Raw genomic sequence first — 23,139 nt, forward strand, 5'->3', positions numbered from 1 at the left:
TCGCGCATTCATGCGTGAAGCAGGCCGTGCTCCGACAGGGCCCGCCTGAAAGCCTCAACCGAGGTGTGGTGATGCGCGAACAGGCCCGCCTCTCGCGCACCGGCGACATTGGCCATGAGATCGTCGACGAACAGGACGTTCTCCGGTTTGACGTCGAGCTCCGACAGACAGAGGCGGAAGCAGCGCGGGTCCGGCTTCGCCGTCTTGAACCGGGCCGAGGCGTAGATTCGCGAGCCGAACAGCGGTGGCAATTCCGGCAGCAGCGCTGCGATATGGTCGGCGACCAGCGTCGTGTTGTTGGTCAGGACGGCAATGTCGACGGTTTGACGCAAGCTGCCGACAATCTCCAGCATGGCACGATCGGCCTGCATTGAACGGCGTCGCGCCTCGATCCACTCGTCCAGTGACAGCGGATAGCCGATGCGGTCGCCGAAACCCCGCAAATAGTCCGCGGCATCGAGTGTGCAGGAATCGCCGAGCAGCTCGAAGCCGCTGTCCCAGATCGCCTTGTGGACGGATTCGCTCGTGGTCCCCGCAACCTTCGCCAGCCATGCGACACGCTTTGCCGTGTCGTAGTCGCAGAGGACATTGTCCATGTCGAAGAGGACGAGTTTGATTTGACCGGTCACCGCAGCACTCTCGGATTGGCCGAACATCCGGCCGTGATCCAAGCCATACCGCGCTGGAGCGCAGGCAACAAATCGGGCCAGCGGTCGATCCGTCACGCGCTCCTGGCGGGCCAGGGAACGACCTGTCCCGACATCACCAGCCGGTCACGGCCGTTGTCCTTGGCGGCGTAGAGCGCGCGGTCGGCGGCGCCGACCAGCGTGCTGCAGTCCGCCGTGGTTTGGGACGGCAGACTCGTCGCGCCGCCAACGCTTGCGGTCACCAGGCGCGAGGGGGGACTTTGCGCATGCGGCATGGCGAGATCGTGCAGAGCCTTGCGAATCCCTTCGCCGACCTCGGCGCAGCCCTCGGGACCGGTGTTCGGCAACAGCACGGCGAATTCTTCGCCACCGTAGCGCGCCGCGACGTCGGCCTGGCGCTTGGTGTGGGTTGATAGGATCCGGCCCAGCGCGCGCAGGCATCCGTCGCCCGCCAGATGCCCGTATTGGTCGTTGAACTTCTTGAAATGATCGACATCGATCAGCAGGAGCGAGAGCTGCGTGCCATCGCGCCGGGCCCGGGCCCATTCCTCGGCGAGGCGCTCGTCGAACGCGCGCCGGTTGACGAGTCCGGTGAGGCCGTCGGTCGTTGCAAGCGAGGCGAGCTTGTCCTGAAGATCCTTCTGCTCGGTGATGTCGCGCACCACCGCGACGACGCCGTCGATCTCACCGCTGTCCGACGCCAGGGTCACGTGCAACGCCGCCTCCGCCCAAATCTCGCCCTTGTCGCGATGACGGTGGCGATAGACGAACCGCGTCTCCTCGGCCTCGCCATTCTTAAGCGCGGCGATAGCCTGCTCGACCCGCTCCATGTCGTCGGCGTGAATGCCGGCCAGGGCCGAGGTGGATAGCAGCTCGTCGGAGGACCAGCCCGTGATGCGTACGCACGAGGGGGAAACGTAGAGCAGCCGGTTGTCCAGCCCGATCCGGGTCACCATGTCGCTGGATTGCTCGGCCAACAGGCGGAAGTTTGCTTCGTTGACGACGAGGGCCTGGGCCGTGCGCTGCCGCTGTACGAGCTGACGGACCAGGTAGAAGCCGATCACCGCGATCAGCAGCACAAGGCCGAGGACGAAGGTGGTGCGCGCAGCCGCGGCTTGCCGCCACGGCGCCAGCACGTCGTCCCGCGACTTGCTCGCCAGCACCATTAGGGGATAGCGGCTGCTGCGTTGGTAATAGCTCAGCCGCTGGACGCCATCGAGCGGCGACTTGAAATAGTAGACTGCTGCGGCGGGGCGACTTTCCCATCCCTTGAACAAGGGCGCATTGGACAGGTCGCGTCCGACAAAGGCGCCACTGTCGTCGCGGCTGCGCGCCAGCATGATGCCGCTATCGTTGAGCAGCGATGCCGAGCCGTTCGTACCGATGTCGAACCGCTCGTAGAACTTGACGAAATAGCCGACGTCGATCGTGAGCAGGGCAACGCCGGCGAAGCCGCCGTCGGCATCGTTGATCCGGCGGGACGCGGTGACGACCCATTGGCCCCCGGCTCGACTCTTCACGGGCGGTCCGATCAGCGTGCCCATCTCCGGCGAGTGCCGATGACGCTGGAAATATTCGCGGTCGCTGTTGTTGAGCTTGGAGAAGTCGAGCCGCTCGGTCGTGGCAAGCCACTGCCCGCTCGCGTCATAAACGAAGATGCCGCGGATCCGGTCCGATGATTTTCGTGTCGGCAGATAGGCCTGAAGCTTGGTGATCGTGTCCGGACCCGTCCCGTCGATTTCGAGCCGGTGGACCAGGCCTACGAGGATTGTATCAACGAGTTCGAAGGTGTCGTCCGCGTGCTGGATCAGCGAATGCGCCAGATTGGCGACGTCGATCTCGGCGTTCTTGAGATCGGCATTGCGTGTTTCCCATTCACGCCAGGCGCTCAAGCCGAGGATGGCGAAGCAGGTCAGGATGACGAAACCCGCTGCCCAGAGCGGAAGGCGCGTCTTTCCGAGTTCGCGGCCCGTGGTCATCAGGCTTGCTCCATTTCGGCGCAAACCTCTCACTTTGGCCTTAACGGGCTGTTGCAACTTCCGTGCGGATTGTGCGCTTCCGGTCGGAACAATCCTCGACAATTGACGGGCTATCGTCGAGCTAACCAGGCTGACCCCGCGCGCCGGGCCTTTCTGCCTCACTCATCCAGCGTGAAGCCGACCCGCAGCGTCACCTGGTAGTGGCGCACGGCACCGTTCTCGATATGGCCGCGCGTTTGCACCACCTCGAACCATTTCATCTCGCGAACGGTCTTTGCGGCCCGGCTGACCGCGTTCTTGATCGCATCCTCGATCGACGTCTCGGACGATCCGACCAGTTCCAGGATCTTGTAGACGTGATCCGTCTCGCTTGTGGCCATGACTATTCTCCCCTCGTGCTGTGGCGGGACCGGATATGTCTGTCGCGGACAACTGGCGCCCGCGCGACATCCGGCCTCGACTCTGAACGGATGCCGGCGCCCCGAGTTCCGTCCCGGCAGGAGCCTGCCGCTCGCCTTCCGAGCGCTGCCTAGGCGTCCCAATTTTTCTAAGTGCACGAAAATCTGGATCGCGTGTGCAAGCGGCGCTCCTGAATTGGCGCGCGGTCGCCGGCCCGCTCTTGCCGGTTCCGATATGAGTAAGCTAACCTTGGCCTTTCCTCTGGCGTCTTCGAAGTGCGGTGATGATCGAGCGTTGGACGAGGGGCGCTCTGGCTGCGATCGGTCTCTGCGTTGTGCCCGCGCCGGCCATCGCGCAGGACGATCTCGACGGTGCCCCGATGAGCATGTCGCTGCAGGTCACGACCGATCCCTCCACCATCGAGTGCCGTCGGCTGGAGAAGGTCAATCCGGCCTCGCTGGTCTTCTTGCCGCTACGCCGGACCTTCAACGAGGATTTTGACGAGCATCCGCTGGCAAACGGACGCTGGGTGCCGCATTACGCCGGCGGCGCGGCCTGGCCGGAGGCGCGTTACTGGGGCGGCGACGGCTCCGACTTCAAGCGCAAGACCAGCGCCAATGGCGAGCAACAGATCTATGTCGATCCGCGCTATGCGGGGCGCAACGCGGCGCCGCTCGGGCTCGATCCGTTCAAGGTCAAGGACGGCGTGCTGTCGATCGTCGCCAGCCGTACCCCGCCGGGGTTGAAGCCGGTGCTGTTCGACAACGAGTACATCTCCGGGATACTGACGACCCAGGGCACGTTCGCGCAGAAGCACGGCTATTTCGAGATCCGCGCCAAGGTGCCGGTCGGGCACGCAGTGTGGCCGGCGTTCTGGATGCTGGCGGATGACGGTGGCTGGCCGCCGGAGGTGGACGTGCTGGAAGGCCGCGGCGAAAAGCCGGGCGATCTCGTGATGACGACGCATTGGCGGATTCCCTCGACCCAGAAGATTCAGTCCTGCGGCTTCGACTTCGCGGTCGGCGACGCGTCGAGCGCATTCCACACTTACGGTGTGCTGTGGGAGGAGGATCGCCTGGTCTATTTCATCGACCGCAGACCGGTGTCCGACATCAAGGTGCCGATCGGTTTCGACGATCCCATGTACATGATCGTCAATCTCGCGATCGGATCCAAATTCTTTCTCGGCGTCGGTCCGGTCGACGCGGAGTCGCCGCCTACCGTCGCATTCGAGATCGACCGGATTTCCGTCTATCAGATCGATCTGGAGCAGGCGCGCAGATAGAAGCTCGCTGATCTCTCCCGGCGTTGGGCGGCGCGAGTCAACGATGGATTGCCGAGGGCCTGCACGCCGACGTTACGGATCCAGCTCCGTATCCCAGTAGAGATAATCCAGCCAACTGTCGTGCAGATAGTTCGGCGGGAACAGGCGGCCGTTACGGTGGAGCTGGTGCACGGTCGGCGCGAAGGCGTGCTGGCGTGGAAACATCTTGGCCTGCACCGGCGTCAGATTGCCCTTGCGCAAATTGCAGGGGGAGCACGCCGCGACCACGTTCTCCCAGGTGGTCTGGCCGCCTTTGCTGCGCGGGATGATGTGGTCGAAGGTGAGGTCTTCGGGCGAGCCGCAATATTGGCAGGCGAAACGATCGCGCAGGAAGACGTTAAATCGGGTGAAGGCAGGGTGGGTGGTCGGCTTGACGAAGGATTTGAGCGAGACGACGCTCGGCAGCTGCATTTGCAGCGTGGGGCTATGGACCGCCTGATCGTAATGCGCGACGATGTTGACGCGGTCGAGGAATACCGCCTTGATCGCGTCCTGCCACGACCACAAAGACAGTGGGTAGTAACTCAGCGGCCGGAAGTCCGCATTCAGCACCAACACCGGCCAATGGCCTTGCGAGACATGTGCGTTCAAGTAACGCTCCTGGCCTCCAATGTACGCTGCGAAGCAGCACGTAACTGACATACTACATGCAGCGTGACGGGATTGTGAAGCCCGTTGAGCGACTTATTCCGGCACAAGCAATGCGGCCGGGGGGTGGCAAAGCGCGCAAAACGCTGTGATTTCCAAGTCCGAGGCCGTTGAGGCAGCGTCATCCTGACAGCGCGACGTGGATGTGCCGAGGCAGCTACTCCCGCACGCGCTCCAGCTTCTGCAAACATCGCGTCGCGCGCACCACGGCCGGCATCTCCTCGTCCGGAAAGCTGGTCTTCCAGTCGGTGACGCCGACCTCGCCGACATAGATGTCGCCCCTGGAATCCAGTGCGATGCCGTGCGGCGCCAGGAACTTGCCGCTCGCAACGCCCGGGCCTTCCTCGCCACCGAGCCGCGCGATGCGGTTGCCCTTGGCGTCCACGATCGAGAGCCGCGGGCCGAGATTGGGCACCTTGCGGTTGACGGCCAGGCCAGGGCCGAGTTCCCCGATGACGAAGGTCGGGCTCTTAGCCCCACCGCAACAGCATAGCGCACAAGGGCGGTGCAGATTGTTCCACTGCGTCTCGTACTTGCCGTTGCCGTCGAACACCTGCACGCGGTGGTTCTCGCGGTCGGCGACATAGACAAAGCCGTCGGCGTCGGTGGCGATGTTGTGCACGATGTTGAACTGGCCGGGATCGGTGCCGGGTTCGCCCCAGCTTGTCATCAGCTTGCCGCCGGGCGTGAATTTGTGCACGCGCGCATTGCCATAGCCGTCGGAGACGTAGATTTCACCCTTCGGCGACAGCGCGGTGTGGGTGCAGCGGTGGAAGGGATCGCCGCTCATGAACGGCGACGGTTTCTCGGGGATGCCGATCGTCAGCAGCACCTTGCCGTCGGTGGTGCACTTGCGCACGGTGTGGTCGCCGTCATCGGTGCAATAGAGATTGTCGTCGGCATCGATGTGCAGGCCGTGGGCGCGCGAGAACAGGCCTTCGCCCCAACTTCGCAAGAAATTGCCCTCGCGGTCCAGCACGACCATCGGATGGGCCCCGCGGTTGAAGACGTAGACGCGGTCCTTGCTGTCGACCGCGACCGAGGCGACGTCGGTGAGCTGCCATCCGTCCGGCAGCTTTGCGAAGTTTTCAACGACGCGGTAGCGGTGCTCGCCGGTGCCGAGAATGGCTGGCATGAATTCTCCTCTTGTTCGTTATCGTGATGCGACACTGCTTCTACGGTGTTGTTCAAGCGGTGCTCGCCGCTGCCGCTCCAGCCTGCCCCAAAATCCCTTCCTCGATCGCCTTGATCTGCAGCGCCAGATATTTCGAGTTGATCCGGCATTGCGCGAGGCTGCCGGCGATGAACCAGAGGCCGGGCTGCCTGGTGCGCGTATACATGTTACGCAGCTCGAGGCCGTCGCCAAAGCCCCAGATCGGGCCGACCCGGTCGGCGACGGCGTCGCCGAACAGTTTCTGCACCAGATATTCCTGTGTCTTGTAACCGGTCGAGAGCACGATCAGGTCGGCCGAAAGGGTTGTGCCGTCCTTCATGCGAACGCCCTCGGTGACGAAGCTCTCGATGTCGGAAAACTGCCTGAGCTTGATCGCGCCCTCGATGATGAGGTTGGAGCAGCCGACATTGAAATAATAGCCGCCGCCACGGGTGAGATATTTGAACTGCCAGCCGGTGCCGGCCTCGCCGAAATCGAGCTTGAAGCCGACGCGCCGCAACCCGTCGAGCAGTTCCTTGTCGAGCTCCTTCGACTGCTCCGTCAGCATCACATGGGTCTTTTTCGCGAGCGGTGTCGGCATCGAGGTCGCGATCAGATCGTTGTCCTCGAGCGTGCCCTCATTGTAGGTCGCATAAGCGAGTTGGGCCGACGGCTCGATATTGGTGACGAGCGTAGGTGAACGCTGCACCAGCGTCACTTCGGCACCACTGGAGTGAAGATCCTGCGCGATGTCGTGGCCGCTATTGCCGGTGCCGATGACGATGGCGCGTTTTCCTGTCCAGGTCTCGCCGTCCTCGTAGCGGCTCGAATGCAGCAGCGTGCCCTTGAAGTTATCCAGGGTCGGAATGACAGGCACATTGGCGATGCCGCTGACGCCGGTCGCCATCACCACATGGCGCGGGTGCATGATACGCTCACTGCCGTCGGTGTGCCGCAGTGTGACGGTCCAGTGGTCTTTCGCATCGTCGTAGGCGCCGCCCTCGAATTCGGTTCCGGTCCAGAAGTTCAGCTCCATCGCCTCGACGTAAGCTTCGAACCAGTTGGCGAGCTTGTCCTTGGGGATATAGGTCGGCCAGCTCGGCGGAAACGGCATGTAGGGCAAATGATTGACCTGCACCTGGTTATGCAGGGTCAGCGCGTGGTAGCGCTTGCGCCAATTGTCCCCGATCCGTGCCTCGCGATCGACGATCAGGGTGTCGATGTTCAACTGTTTCAGCCGCGCCGCGATCGCGAGCCCGGCCTGGCCGCCGCCGACCACCAGCACGGCGGGATCGCGATCGGCGTAGTCGCGCGAGCCGTTGCGCAAGTCCAGCCAGTTCGGTCCACGGAAGTCGCGCGAATAGGCCTGGCCGCGCGGCCGCGAGGTGCCGAGCTGCTCCTCGAAGCCCTTGAGCTCGTCGAGCGCGGTGAGGAGCGTCCACGCTTTCAGGCGGTCGCCGTCGGTGGCGTCGGGCACAAGCCTGACGATGCCGCTGCCGCGCCCCAGTGCGGTTTCGAAATTGAAGATCACCTCGATAGTGTTGGTCCCGGCACGCGTCACCCAGCGCGGTGGCGCTCGGTTCGGCGCAATCTTGAAGCTGCCCGGCGCAGCCTTTGCCGCGAGCGTTGTCAGCTCCCGCTTGATCGAGTCGCCGCCGCCGATCGTTTGCAGGTTCCAGCTTAGTGCCAGCACATCGCGCCAATAGCTGTCGGCGAGGAAAAGACGATCCAGCGCAGCGCTATCGGCTGCGCCCAGCGTTAGCTCGACCTCATCGAGCCAGGCTTGCGCGGATGCGACAATGTCCTTGGTCCTGTCCAGCATGCGCGACCTCGTGCCGTCTCCGCGGCGTTTCCTCTACGGTCGAAAGCTATACTGTTTCGCAGACGGCCAATAGCCGATTACCCGAGCAGTGAGAACATGTGGCCCTGCTTCAGCGGAATGCGCTCGTTGAGAGAGACCTGCGGCACCCTCGTGGTGTTCGAGGAGGGGCACGCGAAAAAGGCTCCACCTTGGTGGAGCCTCCCTCGCGCTCTTGGGATTCACTGCCGCTGGCGTGGCGGCGAGCGGAACATCCCTACCTCACCCGCGTGCCGGCGCCGTACAGCTCACGCTCACGGCCGACATCGTCGGGTGACAACGGCGGGCTTGCGGCATCGAAGCCGTTCCAGCCGGATTTTTGCCAGGCGGCGCTCCGTTCCTGCAGGTTCACGGCCTTCTCGTGCAGAAGGGCATCGAGACGTGTGCTGTCCTGGTCGGGTACCCGCGCCGATACCAGCGTTCCGCCGCGACGGACGCCCTCCGCGTAGCGCGACGCATCATCCTTGGAGACGCCGGCTTCGGTCAGCGCGCCAACGATGCCGCCCGTCGCGGCGCCGGCCGCGGCACCAACTGCGGTCGAAGCCAGCCATCCGGCGGCAACCACCGGTCCGAGTCCCGGAATGGCCAGCAGGCCGAGTCCGGCAAGCAGGCCGGCCGCGCTTCCGAGGCCTGCGCCGATGCCGGCACCCGTGCCGGCACCTTCGGCGCGATCGTCGACGCCGTCGCGATCACGGTCAACCTTGCCGGTGGAGGAGCCGTACCAGTTATCGGAATTGTTCGCGACGATGCTGATGTCGGAGTGCGGCACGCCCGCGGCCTCCAGACGCCTGACCGCACGTTCCGCATCCGAATAGGTGTCATAGAGTCGAGAAATAGTGGTCGTCATGTTTCATCCTCCTTACTTGGCGGGGTTCACGTTGCCCTGGAAATCGACGCTCACGTCCGCCTTGGTCCCGGCCTTGTCGGCCTTGCCGCGCCAGACGCCGTTGTCGTCCTTTTGCAGTCCGGAAACATTGGAATAACCCGCGCCCTCGATCTTCGACTTCGCCTGGCCCTCGGTGAAGCTGTTGCGGCCCGCGACCGGTGCGTTGGAGTTGTTGTGATCAGAGCTGTTGACGGCGTTGTTGCCCGGCCCGCTCTGCGCAGGCTGTGACTGTGCACTGACAGGCGCTGATCCGAGCAGCAGCAGAGCTGCGGCGAGCATGGTGAGACGAGACATTTTTTATTCTCCGGCTGTTGATTGTGCCGGTCGACAACAGGCGAGATTCGAATTGGTTGCTCTTCCATTTGCGACGGAAGCGCGCGTCTTCAATCTGCCGAATATTGGAGAGGCGCAGGAACGATTGCCACTCGTTCCCGTTTATGCGGTCCCGCACTCTCGGACGGCGTTGCCTGTCCTCACATCGTCCAATAGGGCTCCCGCAGCTTGCGCTTGAGAATCTTTCCCGTGGCCTCGCGCGGCAGCGCGTCACGGAATTCGACGTCCTTTGGCACCTTGAAATTGGCAAGCCGCCCGCGCAGGAACGATCGGACGGCGTCGGCCGAGAGCTCGGCATCCGATTCAGGCTCGACAAAGGCGCACAGCCGTTCGCCGAATTCCGCGTCGGGGATGCCGAACACGGCACAGTCGCGCACGCCGGGCATTCCGATCAGCACGTTCTCGATCTCGGCGGGATAGATGTTGACGCCGCCGGAGATCACCATGTCGCGCTTGCGATCGCACAGGAACAGATAGCCGTCCGCGTCGAGATAACCGACGTCGCCGACGCTGACCAGGCCGTCACGGCCGGCTTCGGCCCTTGCCTGCGACCTGCCGTGATAGTCGAAATCGGGCACTGACGTCTGGCGCATGTAGATTTCGCCGACTTCGTTTGCACCGCACGGGCTGCCGTCATCGCGGAAGATCCTGACGATGCCGCCTTCGATGGGGCGGCCGACCGTGCCAGGCTTCTTCAGTGCTTCCTCGGCCGAGTGCCACACCGGGATCCCGGTCTCGGTGGAGCCGAAATATTCGTTGATGACCGGTCCCCACCAGTCGATCATGGCGCGCTTGACGTCCGGCGGGCAGGGGGCGGCGCCGTGCACGACGAAACGCAGCGACGACAGGTCGTAGCGCTGCCTGACCGCTTCGGGCAACCGCAGCAGCCGGACGAACATGGTCGGTACCATGTGAATGTGCTTGACGCGGTGGCGCTCGATCAGCGCCAGCAGCTCCTCGGCATCGAACCGCGCCTGGAGGATGATGGTGCAAGCGCTGCGGAACGCCAGCATGCCGTAGGAATGCGGCGCCGAGTGATACATCGGGCCGTTGATCAGCACGATTTGGTCTTCCCGCGGCTTGATGCCATAGGCGATCCCGCCCACGCGTTCGGAGGCGGCCGCCTGTTCGGGCTGCATCGGCATGCGCCGCACGCCCTTCGGCATGCCCGTGGTGCCGGATGTATAAATCATCGCTGCGGCCCGCCGCGGCGGCTCCTGCGCTTGCGGATGGTCGTCGCGCCAGCGGTCCCAATCGGTCAGTCCCACCGGGATCTCGGTCAGTTCCCCAGGGATCGAAAAGGTCGCTGCGAGTTCGGGCGGCGTCGCGACGACCAGGAGAAGGACATCCGCCGGTACGCCGTCGCGGATCTGCGGCAGCAAATCCGCGTGGCAGACCAGGATCTTCGCCCCGCTGTCGGCCAGGATGTAACGGACCTCCTCGGCCTTCAAATGCCAGTTGATCGGCACCACCGGACTGCCCAGCGCGGCCGAGGCCGCAACCACCTCGAACAGAGCGAAATCGTTGCGCAGCATCATCGCGACCGGCGCGGCCTCGGCAAGCCCCAGGGCGCGGAAGCCGCTCATCGCCCGCCTGATCCGAGCCCGGATGTCGTCATAGCTGATCTGGCGTTCGCCGCTGATGATCATGGCGTCTCCTCATCCCGCTCGTCTAGCGATCATCCAGCACGTCGCCGAAGCCGACCCAGCTCTTGCCATTGAAGCGCCGGAGCTGAAGCTGCTGGAACGGCAGATAGTCGTCGGGGCCGGTCGTAACCGCCATTCCCGGCAGCAGCAGCGGCAGCTTCACATCCTTCAACGAGGCCGCCTGGCGCATGATGTTGTCGCGGCTGATATCATCCTTGCACCCCTTCAGCACCGTCATCAGCAGCGTGGCATAGTGATAGCCCGCGGCGTAGTTGGAGTTGGAGAGGTCCGCGGCCGGCATGTAGCGCTTCATGAAGGCGAAGTATTCCTTCACGCCGGGATCGTCGACCCATTGCGGGTCCATCGTGTCCTTCTGATTGCTCGACGAGATCAGGCCGACCGCGTTGTCGAGCCCTGCCGGTTCCAGGAAAGAGATCGACGACGCCGAGGTCGGCACGAAGAACAGCTCCGGCTTCCAGCCGATCTCGGCCACGCCCTTGACCATTTGCGAGGTGAACTTGCCGAGCACGACGCCGAACAGCACGTTGGCGCCCGAGGCCTTCAAGGTCGAGAGTTGCGAGCTGATCGTCGGCGCGCTGGTCTCGTAGCTCGCTTCCGCGATGATCATGCTTGCGGCCTTAGGCCCGAGCGCTCGCTTGAAGCCGGCGACATAGTCGCGGCCGAAATCGTCGTTCTGCGAGAGGATCGCGATCCTGGCGTTGGGCTTGGCCTGCAAAATGTATTTGGCATAGACCACGCCCTCGGATTCGTAGGCCGCCATGCCCGGCATGGTCCACGGGTTCTTCTGCGGATCGGCCCATTTGGTGGCGCCGGAGAGCACGAACAGCTGCGGCACTTTCTTGGCGTTGAGATAGCGCTGCACGGCGCTGTTGGTGGCGGTGCCGAGCGAGCCGAACATCATCAGCACCTCTTCTTGCTCCACCAGCTTGCGGGTCTGCTCGACGGTCTTCGGCGGCGAATAGGCGTCGTCCAGCGTGATGAACTTGACCTTGCGGCCGTTGATGCCGCCTTCGGCATTGACCTTCTCGAAGAACGCTTCCTGCGTCCGTCCGATCGCGCCGAAGCCGGAGGCCGGGCCGCTGTAGGGCAGGGTCTGCCCGATGCGGATCTCGTCGCTGCCTTCGGCATGGGCGCTGCCGCCGGCGAGCATCAGCAACGACATCCCGATCAGTGCGGCTGCCAGCTTCATGGTGTCCTCCCGTTTTATTGTCGGTCCGAGACGTCAGGCGCTGACGCGCATCAGGAAATCCTGTCGGGCCTGGTCGAATTCCCGTTTCATCCGGTCGACGAGCTCGGCGACCGGCGGCGCGTCGGCGATCTGGCCGATACCCTGGCCCGAGCCCCAGATGTCGCGCCACGCCTTGGACTTCATGTTGCCGCCGGAGCCGAAATTCATCTTCGTCTTGTCGGCCGCCGGCAGATTGTCCGGATCGAGCCCGGCCGCGGCGATCGAAGGCCCGAGATAGTTGCCGTGCACGCCGGTGAAGAGGTTGGTGTAGACGATGTCATGCGCGGTGTGCTGCGTCAGCGCCGACTTGTAGGCTTCGTCAGCGTTGGCTTCCTTCGTCGCGATGAAGCGCGTGCCCATATAGGCGAGGTCGGCGCCCAGCGTCAGCGCGGAGGCGATCGCGAAGCCGTCGCTGATTGCGCCCGACAGCAGGATCGCACCGTCGAACCATTGTTTGACCTCGCGTACCAGTGCGAAAGGCGAGAGCGTTCCTGCATGTCCTCCAGCGCCGGCGCAGACCAGGATCAGACCGTCGACGCCCTGCTCGGCGGCCTTGCGCGCGTGCTTGACGTTGATGACGTCGTGGAACACGAGGCCGCCGTACGAGTGTGCGGCCTCGACGAGCTCGGCGGGCGGTCGCAGCGAGGTGATGATGATGGGCGCCCTGTGCTTCACACAGGTCTCCATGTCCTTCATCAGCCGGTCGTTGGAGGCGTGGCAGATCTGGTTGACGGCGTAGGGTGCGACCTTCTTGCCGGGATTGCGCGACTTGTATTCGCCGAGTTCGTCCTCGATGCGGCTCAGCCATTCGTCGAGCTTTTCCACCGGACGGGCATTGAGTGCCGGAAACGAGCCGACCACGCCGGCCTTGCACTGGGCGATCACCAGCTCAGGGCCGGAGACGAGGAAGAGCGGCGAGCCGACCACGGGCAGCTCGAGCGAATCCTTCAAGAGAGCGGGCAGCGCCATGATGTCCTCCCGGAAACGCAGCCCGCCGGCAGGCGGATGACGAGGCGTTTCCTTCTTTGATTGTCGCGGGCGAGTTGCCGCCCATGTTTCATTTGACGTCATTATAGGGGTTGGAGTGGGGCCTCTTATCGTTCAATATTGAACGGACGACTTTTCAGATTTGAACAGAGGCCGCTCATGGACTGGGACCTTTGCAAGACCTTCCTCGCGGTCGCCGATACCGGCAGCTTCACCGGCGCGGCGCGCCGGCTGCACAGCAGCCATCCCACCGTCAGCCGCAAGATTGCGGCGCTGGAAGCCCAGCTCGGCACCAGGCTGGTGGCGCGTGCCGCCGACGGCCTTGCGCTGACGGCGGATGGACGGACGCTGCGCGAGCACGCCGAGGTAATGGCGGCGGCCGCGCTGCGGGCGGAGACGGCAGTCTCGGCCGGAGGGCATAAGGCGCGCGGGACCGTCAAGCTATCGATCGGCGCAACGCTGGCCTCGCATTGGCTGATGCCGCGCCTGCCTGCGTTCCTGCGCGCGCACGATCACGTCCAGCTCGAGATCATCACCCATCCGTTTCCGGCGAGCGTGCGCCGGCGCGAGGCGGACGTGGTGTTGCGGCCCTTCGACAGCGGCGAGGAAAATCTGGTCGGCCGCAAGATCGGCCGTCTCGGCACGGGATTCTACGCCTCGCGCGGCTACGCCGGCGGGCGGTCCTTGCCGGAACGGCGCGGCGAGTGGAAGGGGCACAGCGTCATCGGTTTCGCCGATCAGACCTCCAATCTCCAGCTTGCGCGCTGGAGCGACGTCGTCACGCGTCAGGCCTGGGTGGTGATGCGCTGCTCGTCCCAGGGCGACATGCTGGCGGCGGTCCGCGCCGGACTCGGAATCTCCGCCCTGTCGTGCTTTGTCGCCGAAAGCTATCCCGATCTTGTGCGTGTCGCGCCGCAGAAGCTCGCCAGCGTGGCGGACCTGTGGCTGCTCGCCCATCCCGACCTCGTCGAACTGCCGGCGGTGCGGGCCGTCATCGACTTCGTCGCCGATTGCGCCCGGACCGATCGCGTCGGGCTGCGGGGCTAGAGCGTGTTCGAGCGAAGTGGACACCGGTTCGCGTCAAGAAAACGCGTCAAAACAAAACACTAGAGCCCCGTTCCGATTCCATCGGAACGGAACTAGCTCTAGGTTGATCCCGCGATGACGCCTTCGCGTTTTTTCACCGCGCGATAATAGCTCCACCACAGATGTGCCGCCGCTCCGCGCAGGGGGCGCCAGGGTTCGGCGAGCGGCGCCATCTGCTTCTCCGTTGGCCGCGCCTGCAAGCCGAGCCCGATGCGGATGCCTTCCTGCACGGCGAGGTCGCCGGCCGGCCAGGCGTCGCCATGGCCGAGGCAGAACAGCAGATAGACGTCCGCGGTCCAGGGTCCGATGCCGGGCAGTGCGATCAACGTGTGATGCGCGGCATCAGCGTCTTCTTCCGCGAGCACGTCGAGGTTCAGCCGTTCTGCGGTGATCTCGCGCGCGAGATGTTTCAGCGTCTTGATCTTGGCGGCGGACAGGCCGAGCCGCCCCAGCCGGTCGGTGCGGGCGCGGCGGACAGCCTCGTGGTCGAACGGATCGAACGCGGCGGACAACCGTCCCCAGATCGCCGCGGCGCTCGCAGTCGAGAGCTGTTGCCCGCAGACGATGTGGGCAAGCCCCGCAAAACCCGGCTCGCGCCGCCGCAACGCCGGCATGCCGGCAGTCGCCAGCACTGGCTTCAGGCGCGGATCGCGCTTGACCAGCGCGTGGACGGCCTCTTCGAGATCGGATTGGGTTTCGAGGTGGATGGTCATGGCAATCGTCAACTCTCTCCGGCGTCATGGCCGGGCTTCCACCCGGCCATCCACGTCTTTCCAACGTGCATCATTGTTAGCACGGCTGGTGATCATCGCATTCTCGGGGACCTTGACACGATCGGTGCGCCGCTCCGAAGAACGTGGATGGCCGGGACACAGGCGAGCGGAAGCGACGCCATCCGTCTAGACGGCTATGCCCGGCCATGATGAGTTCCGAAGCATGTCGCCACCCGTTTTCCGATTTGCCCCCAGCCCGAATGGCTACCTGCATCTCGGCCACGCTTATTCCGCGCTGCTCAATTCCGACCGCGCGCGCGAGACCGGTGGGCGGCTGTTGCTGCGGATCGAGGACATCGACGCGACGCGTTGCCGGCCGGAATATGAGACAGCGATCTACGAAGACCTCGCCTGGCTCGGCATCGCCTGGGAGACGCCGGTGCGGCGGCAGTCGGAGCATCTCGATGCGTATCGGACGGCGCTGGACAGGCTCTTGGCGCTCGGCCTGGTCTATCCAGCCTTCGAAAGCCGCGCCGAGATCGCAAGGCTGGTTAAGGCGCGTGAAGCGGATGGGCCGTGGCCGCGCGATCCCGACGGCGTGCCGCTCTATCCCGGCGCCGCCAGATCGCTGTCCGCGGACGAGCGCGACCGCCTCATCGACACCGGTGCGCCTTACGCGCTTCGGCTCGACATGGCAGCCGCCTGCCGCCGCGCTGTGGGCCTGAGCTGGAACGAACTGGGCGAGGGGCCGGATGGTGAGCGTGGCGTCGTCCCGGCGCGGCCAGAAGCCTGGGGCGACGTCATTGTGGCCCGCAAGAAGACGCCGACGAGCTACCATCTGTCCGTTGTTGTCGACGATGCGCTCCAGGACATCAGCGAGATCGTGCGGGGCCAGGACCTGTTCCACGCCACTTCGGTCCACCGTCTGCTTCAGGTTCTGCTCCACCTGCCCGAACCCGTCTACCGCCACCACGGGCTACTTCGCGACGAGCGCGGCCGGAAGCTGTCGAAATCAACCAGCTCGACCGGCCTTCGTGAACTGCGCGCCGGCGGCGCCACGCCGGCCGGTATCCGCCGGTTGGTGGGATTAGGTTAAGTTTCTCTGGGGGTTAGCCAAACGGCGCCGTGACTCCGGGTGTTCCGCCGTGCCATGCTCGCCTGACAGCGCGGGGTTCGAAGGGGATACTTCGAAGGGGAGTTATGGCGGCGAAAACGCGCGCAGCGCGCACTACGGGGACGTCCAAGCGAGTGGCTCGGAAGCGCTCCGGGCCGACTGCCCGGTTGCGCAAGCGCAGCACCAAGCGGGTCGAGCTGGACGTCGTCCAAGCCGCGCTTGCCGCCTTTGCCCATGAGGTCCGCACCCCCCTGACCGGCATTCTCGCGATCAGCGACCTGCTCGCGACTTCGGATCTCGGGGAACGGGAAAGACGCTGGGCCGACACGATCAAGGCCGGGGCCGAGCATCTGGCGAACCTTGCCACCCTGTTCGTCGATGCCGCCCGAAGTGGCAAGGGGACCGGGAAGGGGGTCGGGGGTGGAAGCTCGCTGCGGCAGGATTTGTTCGACCTGCGGACGCTCGCCCGCAACGCCGGCGATTCGCTGGCCGGTCGCGCCGCGGCCAAGGGTCTCCAGGCTGAGGTCGATATCTCGGAGAAGCTGCCGGGGCTGGTGGTCGGTGATCCCGTCCGCCTGCGCGCCGCGCTCGAGAACCTGATCGACAATGCCGTGAAATTCACCGAGCACGGCGGCGTGGCGCTCACGGTCGCGCCTTGGCGTTCCGTCAAGAGCAAGGACAAGACCAAGAGCAAAGGCAAAGCAAAGGGCAAAGGCAGCGTCGGTGTCGCCTTCGCGGTGTCCGACAGCGGCATCGGCCTCACCATGGCCGAGATCAAACGGCTGTTCCGGCCGTTTACCCAAGCCAATGTCACCATTGCCTCGCGCTTCGGCGGCGCCGGACTGGGCCTGTCGTCGGTGAAGCAACTGGCGCGCGCGATGGGCGGCGACATCACGGTCGCGCCTCGGCCCGGCGGTGGCGCCACCTTCACATTGACGGTGTCGGTGTGTGCCACGGGATCGGGCAAGTCCCGCAAGTCGAAGGGCGAAGCCGAGATGGATGCGGTTCCGGCGCTGCGCTTGCTCAGCGTCGAGGACAATCCGTTCGGCCGCGTTGTGCTCAACACCATCCTGACCGAACTCGGTCATCATGCCGAGTTCATCGGGCGCGGCGAGGACGCGGTGAACCGGCTCGCGCAGGGCGCCTTCGACGCGGTGCTGATGGATATGGTGCTGCCGGGCATCAATGGCGTCGAGGCGATCAGGCGGATCCGCACCATGGCGACGCCGCTGGCTCAGATCCCCATCATCGGGGTGTCAGGTCGGGGCGAAGATGAAGTCGCCTCACGCGAGGCCGGCGCCGACGCCTTTCTGGTCAAGCCTGTGTCTCCGCGGGCGCTAGCGACTGCGCTGCTTGCAGCGACACGCCGTGAGGAAGCCGCGACTTGATGATCGCGGCGTTGAGCTCGCCGCCGTAAACGAAGATCGCGGCGATGAAATACAGGAACACCAGCGCGATGATCACCGAGGCGAGCCCCGCATACATCGTCACGTAATTATTGGCGAAGCGCGCCAGATATTGCCCGAACACGATGCCCGAGATCAGCGACGCCACGATGGTGAAGACGATGCCGGGCAGGATCTGGAGGAACCGGCGCCGTCCCGCCGGCAGCCAGGTATGCAGGATCATCAGCGCCACCACCAACGCGCCAACGGTGATGCCGTAGCGCAGCCAGGTGAGGATCCTCTCGTTGGATTCAACGAACAGCGGGATGTGCGCACGCGCGGCCTCGATGAGCAGCGGCCCGAGCACGATCAGGAATGCCATGGCGAGCGCGGTGAAGGCCGCAATCAGCGTGTAGGCGATCGATTCCAGCCGTAGCCAGTACCAGGGCCGCATCTCCACGACCGCATAGGCGCGGTTCAGTGCGACCCGCAGCGCCTCGACGCCGTTGGAGGCGAAGTAGACCGACAGCACCGCGCCGATGGTGAATAGGCCGGTGCGGGTCGTGGTCAGCACGTCGTGGACTTCCCCCGAGATCGAATCCGCGACCTGCTTGGGCCAGACCTGGAGCATGAGGCTCGCAGCCTGATCGGCGAGTTCCTTGGAGCCGAAGAAGCCGGCGAGCGATGTCAGGACGATCAGGAACGGGAATAGCGCCATCAGCGTCGACAGCGCGATGTGGCTCGCGATCGCCCAGCCGTCATCGGCGAGGAACGTGTAGAACGCGTCCATTACGACAAGGTAGATGGTGCGGATTGCCTTCACGCACCACCTGCACTGCTGTTGCTGCTTCCGCTTCCCGCGCGCGGGAAACGCATTCCGACCTCTCCCCGCAGGCGGGGATAGGTCAAGAGGATAGGCAATTGGCGCAAATCCAGATTCATCCAGCTAGCTTCTGATATTATTGGCTTAAAAGCCAGATCGGGAACGCCATGGCGGACCGGCGCGGAGGGTGTTATTTACCCTCGAATGGCATCTCTCCTGAGTACTTTCATCCTGCCGATTGCGGTCGGCGCCGTGGCGTTGGTGCTGCTGCTCGGTCTCATCAACATGATGCGCGGCGGCTCGCCCAACACCTCGCAGAAGCTGATGCGCTGGCGCGTGCTGCTTCAGTTCGTGGCGATCGTCATCGCGATGGCCGCCGTGTGGGCGATGGGGCGTTAACATGGTCGTGCTCAACCGCATCTATACGAAAACCGGTGACGACGGCACGACAGCGCTCGGCTCGGGCGAGCGCCGGCCGAAATACGATCTGCGCATCGAGGCCTATGGGACTGTCGACGAGACCAATGCTGCGATCGGCGTGGTCCGGCTTCACACCGGGGATGCGCCCGAGCTCGACGCGATGCTTGGCCGCATCCAGAACGATCTGTTCGACCTCGGCGCGGACCTCGCGGTGCCCGAACGTGAGGGCAAGGCGGAGCGGCTGCGGGTGGTGGCAAGCCAGGTCGAGCGGCTCGAGCGCGACATCGACGCGCTCAACGACAAGCTGGCACCTCTGACCTCCTTCGTGCTGCCGGGCGGCACGCCAGCCGCCGCCTACCTCCATGTCGCCCGTACGATTTGCCGCAGGGCGGAACGCGTGATGGTGGAACTGGCGGCCCGGCCGGAAGAACCTGTTGGTGCCGCTGGCATCCAGTATATGAACCGCCTGTCGGACTTCCTGTTCGTGGCCAGCCGCGCGGTCAACGAAGACGGCGCCGGCGACGTGCTCTGGGTTCCGGGCCAGAATCGCTGACCCATTGGGCCGCGCATTTCTGGGCGCCAAAATTAGACCCCTTCGCGCGTTGACCGGGCCGGATCAGGCCTTTAGGTTCCGCGCCAGTTGATAACCCCCTCCCAGATTGAGTGAAAGAGGATCGATGAAGGTCTTGGTGCCGGTAAAGCGGGTGGTCGATTACAACGTCAAGGTCCGCGTCAAGAGCGATGGATCGGGTGTTGAACTCGCCAACGTCAAAATGTCGATGAACCCGTTCGACGAAATTGCGGTCGAAGAAGCGCTGCGCCTGAAGGAAGCCGGCAAGGCGACCGAAGTCGTGGTGGTCTCGATCGGACCGGCGCAGGCGTCGGAAACGATCCGCACCGGTCTCGCCATGGGCGCCGATCGCGGCATCCTGGTGAAGGCCGAGGGTGCGGTCGAGCCGCTCGCGGTCGCCAAGATCCTGAAGAAGATTGCGGACGAAGAGCAGCCGGGCCTCATCATTCTCGGCAAGCAGGCGATCGACGACGACAGCAATCAGACCGGCCAGATGCTGGCCGCGCTGCTCGGCTGGTCGCAGGCGACCTTCGCCTCGAAGCTCGAGGTCGAAGGCAGCGACTTCAAGGTCACCCGCGAAGTCGACGGCGGCTTGCAGACCGTGAAGCTGAAGGGACCGGCGATCGTCACCACCGATCTCCGTCTCAACGAGCCGCGCTACGCCTCGCTGCCGAACATCATGAAGGCCAAAAAGAAGCCGATTGCGGACAAGACTGCCGCCGATTATGGCGTCGATCTCACCGCGCGCCTCGAGGTTCTCAAGACGACCGAGCCGGCGGGCCGCAAGGCGGGCGTCAAGGTCAAGGACGTCGCCGAGCTGGTGTCGAAACTCAAGAACGAAGCCGGGGTGCTCTGATGACGACGCTTCTGATTGCCGAACACGACAATGCGTCGCTCAAGGATGCGACCAACAAGGCCCTGACCGCGGCGGCCGCGCTCGGCGCGGACGTCGAGGTTCTGGTGGCCGGCGAGAACGCCAAGGCCGCGGCGGACGCCGCCGCAAAGCTCGCCGGTGTGAAGAAGGTGCTGCTCGCCGACGGCGCGCTTTACGCGCACGATCTGGCCGAGCCACTGGCCGCGCTGATCGTCTCGCTGGCGCCGTCCTATGACGCCATCGTCGCGCCCGCGACCTCGCGCTTCAAGAACGTGATGCCGCGCGTCGCGGCCCTGCTCGACGTCATGCAGGTCTCGGAGATCACCAAGGTGATCGCCCCCGACACCTATGAGCGCCCGATCTACGCCGGCAACGCCGTCCAGACGGTGAAGTCGAAGGACGCCAAGAAGGTCATCACGGTGCGCACCTCCACCTTCGCCGCAGCGGGTGAAGGCGGCAGCGCGTCGGTCGAGAGCGTCGCGGCGGCGGCCGATCCGGGCCTGTCGTCCTTTGTCGGCGAGGAGGTCGCGAAGAGTGACCGTCCCGAGCTGACCTCGGCCAAGATCATCGTCTCCGGTGGCCGCGCCATGCAGAGCCGCGAGAACTTCGCAAAGTACATCGAGCCGCTCGCCGATAAACTTGGCGCCGGTGTCGGCGCTTCGCGTGCGGCGGTGGATGCGGGCTATGCGCCGAACGACTGGCAGGTCGGCCAGACCGGCAAGGTCGTGGCCCCCGAGCTCTATGTCGCGGTCGGCATTTCCGGCGCGATCCAGCATCTGGCCGGCATGAAGGACTCCAAAGTGATCGTCGCGATCAACAAGGACGAGGACGCGCCGATCTTCCAGGTCGCTGATTACGGCCTGGTCGCCGACCTCTACCAAGCGGTTCCGGAGCTGACGGCCGAACTCGGCAAGCTCGGCAAGTAAAACGCGCTAAACACCGGCCGGAGCTATAAACTCCGGCCGGTGTTGCTTTTTGAGGCGTTTTCTTTGGCGCGGGACACGCCTTCGAAGCGATCCAATCTAGGTTTCGAGGCCGGGTTCTGATTAAATCAGACCTCCCGGCTCAGGGGGATAGGCAGGCGCGGTTGATAGCGCGCCGTTCCGGTGGATGACATTATGGCGGCAGTAATCAAGAAGGTCGGCGTGATCGGCGCGGGGCAGATGGGCAATGGCATCGCGCATGTCGCTGCGTTGGCCGGCTTCGACGTGGTGCTCAACGATATTTCGACCGACCGCCTCAAGTCAGGCATGGCCACGATCAACGGCAATTTGACGCGCCAGGTCTCCAAGAAGGCCGTCAGCGAGGACGACAAAGCCAAGGCGATGGCGCGTATCGTAGCCGGCGAGAAGCTGGACGATCTCGCGGACTGCGATCTCGTGATCGAGACCGCCGTCGAGAAGGAAGAGGTCAAGCGCAAGATTTTTCACGATCTCTGCGCTGTGTTGAAGCCCGAGGCGATCGTCGCTTCCGATACTTCCTCGATCTCGATCACGCGGCTGGCCGCCGCCACTGACCGGCCCGAACGCTTCATCGGCATTCACTTTATGAATCCGGTGCCGTTGATGGAACTGGTGGAGTTGATCCGCGGCATCGCCACCGACGACCAGACCTTCGAGGCGTCAAAGGAATTCGTAGGCAAGCTCGGCAAACAGGTCGCGGTCTCCGAGGATTTCCCGGCCTTCATCGTCAACCGCATCCTGCTGCCGATGATCAACGAGGCGATTTACACGCTGTACGAAGGCGTGGGCAACGTCGAGGCGATCGACGCGGCGATGAAGCTCGGCGCGCACCATCCGATGGGCCCGCTGGAGCTCGCTGATTTCATCGGCCTCGATACCTGCCTGTCGATCATGCAGGTGCTGCATGAGGGCCTCGCCGACTCCAAGTACCGCCCGTGCCCGCTGCTGGTGAAATACGTCGAGGCGGGCTGGCTCGGTCGCAAGACCCAGCGCGGTTTTTACGACTACCGCGGCGCCAAGCCGATTCCGACGAGATAAGGGGTTTCGTGCCGGGACATTGCGCAGCGCGTTAGCGATACGCAGCAGAGCCGGGAGACGGAGAAAGCCTACCTTACGGCGACTCGCGACAATTCATGTCCCGTTAACCGCCCGCCTCTAGGTTACCGCCGGTACGAGGGTTTGCGTAATGGACATGATGGCGATGGTCAGCAGCATGCTGGCCTCTCAGCAAGGCGCGCTGCAGTCGAATATCTCGGCGACGCTGATGAAGCAGAACGCGGATGCGGAGAAATCCACCGTCCTGACGCTGCTCGGCGCCGGACAGCCCTCGCTTGCCAATGTCGGCGCTGGCGTCGGCAGCAACCTCAACGTCACCGCCTAAAACATCATCGCTTAGAACGACGCTGCGGCTTTGCCCGTCGCAGCCCGGATCAGCTTGAGCGCATCCTCGCTCGCCCATTCCGCCGGCCCCGCGATCGTCGCGATCTCGCAGCCTTGAGGATCGACCAGCACCGAGGTGGGCATGCCCAAGGCCCGGCCTATCGCCTTAAGATCCTGAAAAACCTTGGCTTTCTGATCGCTGAAATAGCCGAGCCTGATGAGATTGGCCTCTTTCAGAAACGTCTTGGGCTTCTCGGGGTCGCGGGTGTCGATATTGATCGCCACCACCTCGAAATTCGGGCCCGAAAGTTTGCCCTGGAGCTCGTCCAACGCCGGCATTTCCTTGCGGCAGGGCACGCACCAGGTGGCCCAGAGGTTCACCAGCAGCGTCTTGCCGCGGAAATCCGACAGCTTCTTCGGCCTGCCGTCGGCGTCCTCGAAGGCCAGGTCCGGCAGCTTTAGCGGTGCGGTCGCCATGGTCAGCGCCGCCACCTCGCCATGGGCAAGCGGCGCGATCTTCTGTGCGGTGTTCACCGCGGCCCGGCAGGCGGGATCGCCGGAGGGGGCCCGGCCCAGGCCCAGCCCGTACAGCGCGGCAAAGCCAGCCAGGCCCCCGACCACCACGGTGGCGATGACCACGGGGATACGGCGCGTGGCCGACCGTGCTGTCCTTTGGTCGAGCCTGTCGTTGGGGTCGAGCAT

24 protein-coding genes are annotated in these 23,139 nt (G+C 64.4%); 10 read left to right on the plus strand and 14 right to left on the minus strand.

Annotated features, from left to right (window positions below; translation table 11 throughout):
- Positions 1–8: 8 nt before the first annotated feature.
- The 3 genes from IVB36_RS10420 to IVB36_RS10430 form a co-directional block, all read right to left on the minus strand.
- Complete coding sequence (locus tag IVB36_RS10420) at positions 9–656, minus strand: HAD family phosphatase (RefSeq protein ID WP_026232488.1); 648 nt, start codon at positions 654–656, stop codon at positions 9–11.
- Between the two features lie 65 nt (positions 657–721).
- The gene (locus tag IVB36_RS10425) at positions 722–2,626 is read right to left on the minus strand and encodes a diguanylate cyclase (protein WP_018453223.1); all 1,905 of its coding nucleotides are present in this window, start codon (positions 2,624–2,626) and stop codon (positions 722–724) included.
- A gap of 158 nt (positions 2,627–2,784) precedes the next feature.
- The gene (locus IVB36_RS10430; RefSeq protein ID WP_018453224.1) at positions 2,785–3,006 is read right to left on the minus strand and encodes a dodecin; all 222 of its coding nucleotides are present in this window, start codon (positions 3,004–3,006) and stop codon (positions 2,785–2,787) included.
- Positions 3,007–3,308: 302 nt separating this feature from the next.
- Between IVB36_RS10430 and IVB36_RS10435 the strand changes: the two genes are divergently transcribed.
- Positions 3,309–4,310 (plus strand): glycoside hydrolase family 16 protein, encoded by a 1,002-nt coding sequence (locus tag IVB36_RS10435; protein ID WP_018453225.1) that lies wholly within the window; start codon positions 3,309–3,311, stop codon positions 4,308–4,310.
- Between the two features lie 72 nt (positions 4,311–4,382).
- On the opposite strand, the gene IVB36_RS10440 is transcribed toward IVB36_RS10435, so the two are convergent.
- From IVB36_RS10440 to IVB36_RS10475, 8 genes are all read right to left on the minus strand, one after another.
- Complete coding sequence (locus IVB36_RS10440) at positions 4,383–4,940, minus strand: HNH endonuclease (RefSeq protein WP_007597381.1); 558 nt, start codon at positions 4,938–4,940, stop codon at positions 4,383–4,385.
- A 214-nt stretch (positions 4,941–5,154) separates the two neighbouring features.
- Positions 5,155–6,132 (minus strand): peptidyl-alpha-hydroxyglycine alpha-amidating lyase family protein, encoded by a 978-nt coding sequence (locus tag IVB36_RS10445; protein ID WP_018453226.1) that lies wholly within the window; start codon positions 6,130–6,132, stop codon positions 5,155–5,157.
- A 52-nt stretch (positions 6,133–6,184) separates the two neighbouring features.
- Positions 6,185–7,972: an NAD(P)/FAD-dependent oxidoreductase gene (locus IVB36_RS10450; RefSeq protein WP_247299277.1), complete on the minus strand. Its 1,788-nt coding sequence runs from the start codon at positions 7,970–7,972 to the stop codon at positions 6,185–6,187.
- Positions 7,973–8,225: 253 nt separating this feature from the next.
- Complete coding sequence (locus IVB36_RS10455) at positions 8,226–8,855, minus strand: general stress protein (RefSeq protein WP_018453227.1); 630 nt, start codon at positions 8,853–8,855, stop codon at positions 8,226–8,228.
- A gap of 12 nt (positions 8,856–8,867) precedes the next feature.
- Entirely contained in the window at positions 8,868–9,188 is a 321-nt protein-coding gene (locus IVB36_RS10460; protein ID WP_026232489.1) for a hypothetical protein, read from the minus strand.
- A gap of 179 nt (positions 9,189–9,367) precedes the next feature.
- Positions 9,368–10,876, minus strand: a complete 1,509-nt coding sequence (locus IVB36_RS10465) for an acyl-CoA synthetase (protein ID WP_247299279.1) — start codon at positions 10,874–10,876, stop codon at positions 9,368–9,370.
- Between the two features lie 22 nt (positions 10,877–10,898).
- A complete protein-coding gene (locus tag IVB36_RS10470; RefSeq protein ID WP_018453230.1) occupies positions 10,899–12,083 on the minus strand; it encodes an ABC transporter substrate-binding protein in 1,185 nt (394 codons plus the stop codon).
- Between the two features lie 33 nt (positions 12,084–12,116).
- Positions 12,117–13,091 carry a nitronate monooxygenase family protein gene (locus tag IVB36_RS10475; protein WP_018453231.1) on the minus strand — a complete coding sequence of 325 codons (975 nt, stop codon included), beginning with the start codon at positions 13,089–13,091 and terminating at the stop codon, positions 12,117–12,119.
- Between the two features lie 177 nt (positions 13,092–13,268).
- Between IVB36_RS10475 and IVB36_RS10480 the strand changes: the two genes are divergently transcribed.
- The gene (locus tag IVB36_RS10480; protein WP_018453232.1) at positions 13,269–14,156 is read left to right on the plus strand and encodes a LysR family transcriptional regulator; all 888 of its coding nucleotides are present in this window, start codon (positions 13,269–13,271) and stop codon (positions 14,154–14,156) included.
- Positions 14,157–14,254: 98 nt separating this feature from the next.
- On the opposite strand, the gene IVB36_RS10485 is transcribed toward IVB36_RS10480, so the two are convergent.
- Entirely contained in the window at positions 14,255–14,908 is a 654-nt protein-coding gene (locus tag IVB36_RS10485) for a DNA-3-methyladenine glycosylase (protein WP_085361089.1), read from the minus strand.
- 223 nt (positions 14,909–15,131) lie between these two features.
- On the opposite strand from IVB36_RS10485, the gene gluQRS reads away from it, so the two are divergent.
- On the plus strand, positions 15,132–16,004 hold the full coding sequence (gluQRS, locus tag IVB36_RS10490; protein WP_026232490.1) for a tRNA glutamyl-Q(34) synthetase GluQRS: 873 nt from the start codon (positions 15,132–15,134) through the stop codon (positions 16,002–16,004).
- A 104-nt stretch (positions 16,005–16,108) separates the two neighbouring features.
- On the plus strand, positions 16,109–17,410 hold the full coding sequence (locus IVB36_RS10495) for an ATP-binding protein (RefSeq protein WP_026232491.1): 1,302 nt from the start codon (positions 16,109–16,111) through the stop codon (positions 17,408–17,410).
- Here IVB36_RS10495 and IVB36_RS10500 read toward each other — a convergent pair.
- A complete protein-coding gene (locus IVB36_RS10500) occupies positions 17,337–18,230 on the minus strand; it encodes a YihY/virulence factor BrkB family protein (protein WP_026232492.1) in 894 nt (297 codons plus the stop codon). The two genes, IVB36_RS10495 and IVB36_RS10500, sit on opposite strands and share 74 nt — an antisense overlap.
- A 204-nt stretch (positions 18,231–18,434) precedes the next feature.
- Between IVB36_RS10500 and IVB36_RS10505 the strand changes: the two genes are divergently transcribed.
- The 6 genes from IVB36_RS10505 to IVB36_RS10530 all read left to right on the plus strand — a co-directional run bounded on the left by IVB36_RS10505 (position 18,435) and on the right by IVB36_RS10530 (position 22,438).
- On the plus strand, positions 18,435–18,629 hold the full coding sequence (locus IVB36_RS10505; RefSeq protein ID WP_018453237.1) for a twin transmembrane helix small protein: 195 nt from the start codon (positions 18,435–18,437) through the stop codon (positions 18,627–18,629).
- 1 nt (position 18,630) lies between these two features.
- Positions 18,631–19,203: a cob(I)yrinic acid a,c-diamide adenosyltransferase gene (locus IVB36_RS10510; protein WP_018453238.1), complete on the plus strand. Its 573-nt coding sequence runs from the start codon at positions 18,631–18,633 to the stop codon at positions 19,201–19,203.
- Between the two features lie 124 nt (positions 19,204–19,327).
- Positions 19,328–20,077: an electron transfer flavoprotein subunit beta/FixA family protein gene (locus IVB36_RS10515; RefSeq protein ID WP_018453239.1), complete on the plus strand. Its 750-nt coding sequence runs from the start codon at positions 19,328–19,330 to the stop codon at positions 20,075–20,077.
- The gene (locus IVB36_RS10520; RefSeq protein ID WP_018453240.1) at positions 20,077–21,021 is read left to right on the plus strand and encodes an FAD-binding protein; all 945 of its coding nucleotides are present in this window, start codon (positions 20,077–20,079) and stop codon (positions 21,019–21,021) included. Before IVB36_RS10515 ends, IVB36_RS10520 begins: the two co-directional genes overlap by 1 nt.
- Before the next feature lie 192 nt (positions 21,022–21,213).
- Positions 21,214–22,095 carry a 3-hydroxybutyryl-CoA dehydrogenase gene (locus IVB36_RS10525; protein WP_018453241.1) on the plus strand — a complete coding sequence of 294 codons (882 nt, stop codon included), beginning with the start codon at positions 21,214–21,216 and terminating at the stop codon, positions 22,093–22,095.
- A 148-nt stretch (positions 22,096–22,243) separates the two neighbouring features.
- Positions 22,244–22,438, plus strand: coding sequence for a hypothetical protein (locus IVB36_RS10530; RefSeq protein ID WP_007615312.1), 195 nt, complete (start codon positions 22,244–22,246; stop codon positions 22,436–22,438).
- A gap of 11 nt (positions 22,439–22,449) precedes the next feature.
- Here the strand turns inward: IVB36_RS10530 and IVB36_RS10535 are convergent, their stop codons facing one another.
- Positions 22,450–23,139 carry a TlpA disulfide reductase family protein gene (locus tag IVB36_RS10535; protein WP_026232493.1) on the minus strand — a complete coding sequence of 230 codons (690 nt, stop codon included), beginning with the start codon at positions 23,137–23,139 and terminating at the stop codon, positions 22,450–22,452.

Source organism: Bradyrhizobium sp. 35, from assembly GCF_023073215.1.
Lineage (GTDB): Bacteria > Pseudomonadota > Alphaproteobacteria > Rhizobiales > Xanthobacteraceae > Bradyrhizobium > Bradyrhizobium canariense_D.